This window comes from uncultured Bacteroides sp., assembly GCF_902491285.1.
In the GTDB taxonomy this organism is placed as follows: Bacteria; Bacteroidota; Bacteroidia; order Bacteroidales; family Bacteroidaceae; genus Bacteroides.
In genome coordinates, this window is record NZ_CABUHK010000155.1 from 1 (window position 1) to 4,630 (window position 4,630).

The window sequence follows — 4,630 nt, forward strand, 5'->3', positions numbered from 1 at the left end:
ATATCATTGTAGTCAACAAGACCGCTTCCGAGATTGTCCAGGCAGACAAGACGGGTGATACGCCGCTTTCGGAGACTGTGAAACAGTACTTGAAGGAGAAATATCAGAAACCCGGCAATGTTTTCCTCGGTGTGACACACCGGCTGGATCGCCCCGTAAGCGGTCTTGTCATATTTGCCAAAACGAGCAAGGCACTTACGCGTCTCAATGAGATGTTCCGCACCAGTGAGGTGAAGAAGACCTACTGGGCAGTGGTGAAGAACGCTCCCGGAGAACCGGAAGGCGAACTGGTACATTTCCTTGTACGCAATGAGAAGCAGAACAAGAGTTATGCGTACGATAAAGAAGTGCCGAATAGCAAGAAGGCGATTTTGGACTACCGCCTAATCGGCCGTTCGGAGAATTATTATTTGCTCGAAGTTGATTTGAAAACCGGGCGCCATCATCAGATTCGTTGCCAGTTGGCAAAGATGGGATGTCCCATCAAGGGAGACTTGAAATACGGCTCTCCTCGTTCCAATCCCGATGGCAGCATTTGCCTGCATGCCCGGAAGGTACGGTTCGTACACCCCGTCTCGAAAGAGTTGATAGCGCTTGAAGCTCCTCTCCCCGATGGAAACCTATGGAAAGGATTTGAACTGTTCTAAGCAGTACAAATCCTTCTTCTTTTTGCCAAAAGAGTAAACTTGCCTGCCATTCTTCCGGTTAATTTTAGCGACAGCCGGTAAATTCCCCGATACATATTATATTTGCATCATTCGCTAATTACTATATTCAGTTATACTAAAGAAAAATACGAATGAAGGCATTTAAACTACTCGCACTTACTTCCTGCTTTTTACTTGCGACAGGAAGCGGAGTTGCACAACGGGACTATTCAAAAAGTGAAGGACTGCTTCAGTATGTCGACCCTTATATCGGCTCCGGTTATCACGGGCATGTATTTGTAGGAACGAGCGTTCCTTACGGCATGGTGCAGCTCGGCCCTAGCAATATCCATAAAGGATGGGACTGGTGCTCCGGCTATCATTATTCCGACAGCATCCTGATAGGTTTCTCGCATACTCATCTGAGCGGTACGGGATGTACCGACTTAGGTGATATTCTCATTATGCCGTTGAATGAAATCCGTACTCCTAGAGGAAATCAGGATGATATACGCGACGGCTACGCTTCCCGCTACTCGCACGACAATGAAATAGCCCGTCCCGAATATTACTCCTTACTTCTCGACCGCTACAATATCAAAGCGGAACTGACGGCAACAGACCGGGTAGGCTTCCATCGTTATACATACCCCGAAGGCAAGCCTGCTTCTATATTGATTGACTTGCGCGAAGGGAACGGCTCGAACGCCTATGATAGCTATATCCGTAAAATAGACGACTATACAGTAGAAGGCTATCGCTATGTAAGGGGTTGGAGCCCTTCCCGGAAAGTCTATTTTGTGTTGAAGAGCGACAAGAAGATAGAGCAGTTTACAGCCTACGATGATAATACGCCGAAACCCTGGGACCAACTGAAAGTAGCATCCGTAAAAAGCGTCCTCACCTTCGGCAATGTAAAACAAGTAAAGATAAAGGTTGCTATTTCTTCCGTTAGCTGTGCCAATGCAGCAATGAACCTGCAAGAAGAACTTTCTCACTGGGACTTTGACAAAACAGTAAAGATGAGTGCCGGACGATGGAATAAAGAACTTGCAAGAATGACAGTAGAGACGGATGATGAGGCTTCCAAACGTACTTTTTATACTGCGCATTATCATACCATGATTGCTCCTACGCTTTATTGTGACGTGAATGGAGAATATAGAGGGATGAATGATATGATTTATACTGACCCGAAGAAGGTCAACTATACCACCCTTTCTTTATGGGATACCTACCGGGCCCTGCATCCTCTGATGACTATCATCCAGCCTGAAATGGTAGACAACGTGGTCAACTCCATGCTTTCCATCTACCGCCAGCAGGACAAGCTTCCTATCTGGCCTTTGATGAGCGGTGAAACTAATCAAATGCCGGGTTATAGTTCCGTCCCTGTCATTGCCGATGCCTACCTGAAAGGATTTACCGGATTCGATGCGGAAGAAGCATTGCAGGCAATGAAAGCGACTGCCACTTATGAGAAACAAAAAGGAGTCCCTTATGTGATAGAGAAAGGATATATCCCTGCCGATAAAATCCATGAAGCTACCTCGATAGCCATGGAATATGCAGTAGATGACTGGGGAATTGCCGCCATGGCACGTAAAATGGGAAAGACCGGAGATGCGGCAACTTACGCGAAACGTGCACATTACTATAAAAACTACTTCGACTCTTCCATCCACTTCATTCGTCCGAAGTTGGAAGACGGTTCCTGGCGTACTCCTTATGACCCGGCACGTTCCATCCATACCGTCGGAGATTTTTGCGAAGGTAACGGCTGGCAATATACATTTTTCGCTCCGCAAGACCCGTATGGACTAATCGAGCTGTTCGGCGGTGATAAACCGTTTGTTGCAAAACTTGATGACTTTTTCACCAACAATGACAGCATGGGCGAAGGCGCATCCAGTGATATTACCGGACTTATCGGGCAATACGCACATGGAAATGAACCGAGCCATCACGTCGCCTATCTGTATGCATATGCCGGCGAGCAATGGAAAACGGCAGAGAAAGTCCGTTTCATCATGGATGAATTCTATACAGACCGACCGGACGGTATCATCGGCAATGAAGACTGCGGTCAGATGTCCGCCTGGTATCTTCTTTCATCCATGGGGCTTTATCAAGTGAATCCGTCGGACGGTGTATTTGTTTTCGGCAGCCCGTGTTTTAAGAAAGTCGAAATGAAGGTACGTGGTGGCAAGACATTTACAGTTGAAGCTCCCAACAATAACAAAGAGAATATTTATATCCAGAAAGTTTATTTGAACGGTAAGCCTTATAATAAGAGTTATATCATATATGATGATATTATCAACGGCAGCACTTTGAAGTTTGTAATGGGAAAGAAACCGAATAAGAATTTCGGCAAGGCTCCGGCAAACAGACCGGTTGTTTTGAATAAGATAAATGAATAAGAAGAACATAGTTTTCAATAGGTAATAGGATTCAGATAGTTGTTTGAACGTAGTTTTCAGCCCTCTTCCATAAGACTAACAGGTTTTATAGAAGAGGGCTGAATGTTATTAATGGAAACAATGGAATAGCGAATAGCGTTAAATATGTGCAAAGAGTTTGTACATAACTTGCTTGAATGTGATTGGCTGATTTCTCTTTGAGAATCCAAAAATAAATCCTGCTTTCAAACTCTATTCTTTTCAGTGAATAGGGATGAGAGCAGGATTTGTGTTTTCTATAACTGGCTGTTTGTTATTTCATTGCTTATGGCAGCTGGTCAGCCTTGGCGGGGCGTTTCGGGTCATAAACGGCTACGCCTACCTTGGAGTCTGCACAGCCATAATACAAATACCATTTGTTCTTGAAGTAAACCATTCCTTCGATAAAGACAGTGCCGTCTACGTATTGGCCGCTTTTCTCAAAGCTGTCCATCGGACGGAAGAACGGTTCGTCAAGACGGGTGATGAAGCGGGTCGGTTCGTTGGCATCGAAAAGAGCTTGTCCGGCAGCATAGACGTTGGCGGTGTAACGTTTGTCTCCTCTTCCCGCATGGTTCTTTCCGTTGTAGAGAAGGACGATGCCTTTCGGGGTGTAGATAGCCGGAGGTCCACATTCGGTAAGATGGCTGTCGAAATATCCGTCGCGGGGAGAGAATAGTTTCTTTAGGGAGCCGTCTATGTTGACAACAGGCGTCCAGTTGATTAAATCATCGGAAGTGGCGGCAAATACATGTTCTTCGCCCCAGTACATAAAGTATTGCCCGTTGATTTTCTTGATAAGCTGTTTTCCTTTTACTACTTCCGTCAGGATAGAGCCGGATTTGCATCCCAGGTTAAAGAATTTCCCGTTGTATGCTTTGGCAAAGGCAGGGCCGTGCTTTGTCCAGTCTTTCAGATTGCGGGAAGTGGCTACTGCCAGGCGGGGCACATGGCGGTTCCATTGCGTGTACATCATTACATAAAGTCCGTCTTCTGTCACGGCAACTCGCGGGTCTTCACAGCCACCCGGCCATTCCAGTTCTTTTTGCGAATCATTGTCCGGATAGAACACCGGCGACTTTTCCCGTTTGAAACGCGTGCCATCGGTAGAAGTGGCATAGCCGAGACGGGAAGTGCGGTGACCGATGCCGACACCGGACTTATCTTCTGCACGATACAATACGACAATCTCCCCATTGTAGAGTGTGGCTGCCGGATTGAAGGTGTCATTCGATTCCCAGGCAATGGAATCTTTTGCCAACGGGCAATAAAACTTAGTGTTTTCTATGGGAGATATTACAGGATTGACGTTCTTCGGACGTTCGAAACCGCCGAAAGCCCAATCGGGCAATTTGTTCTCTTTGTTATTGGCAGACTGTCCGTAGGCGGTACAGGTCATCATCGTTGTAGCAAGTAGAAATAAAAAAGTTGATTTCATAATCTATTAATTGGTTTATGAGGACAATTACTCCTCTACATATAAATTAAAAAAAATAAGAAAATGCTGTCATCTGTCACATGGTTAGATGCAAGTGCTTGATA

The 4,630-nt window shown here is 45.7% G+C and carries 3 protein-coding genes; 2 read left to right on the forward strand and 1 reads right to left on the reverse strand.

Annotated elements, in window-relative coordinates; all coding sequences use genetic code 11:
• Positions 1-2 precede the first annotated feature (2 nt).
• Positions 3-647, forward strand: coding sequence for an RNA pseudouridine synthase (locus RDN93_RS21630; protein ID WP_308747384.1), 645 nt, complete (start codon positions 3-5; stop codon positions 645-647).
• Positions 648-799: 152 nt separating this feature from the next.
• The gene (locus tag RDN93_RS21635; RefSeq protein WP_308747385.1) at positions 800-3,070 is read left to right on the forward strand and encodes a GH92 family glycosyl hydrolase; all 2,271 of its coding nucleotides are present in this window, start codon (positions 800-802) and stop codon (positions 3,068-3,070) included.
• Between the two features lie 304 nt (positions 3,071-3,374).
• Here RDN93_RS21635 and RDN93_RS21640 read toward each other — a convergent pair whose 3' ends face one another.
• On the reverse strand, positions 3,375-4,526 hold the full coding sequence (locus tag RDN93_RS21640) for a glycoside hydrolase family 130 protein (protein WP_308747386.1): 1,152 nt from the start codon (positions 4,524-4,526) through the stop codon (positions 3,375-3,377).
• Positions 4,527-4,630 lie beyond the last annotated feature (104 nt).

Excerpts from the sequence above, each read along its gene's own strand:
- RDN93_RS21640 (WP_308747386.1), bottom strand. The coding sequence starts at position 4,526 with ATGAAATCAACTTTTTTATTTCTACTTGCTACAACGATGATGACCTGT.
- RDN93_RS21635 (WP_308747385.1), top strand. The coding sequence starts at position 800 with ATGAAGGCATTTAAACTACTCGCACTTACTTCCTGCTTTTTACTTGCG.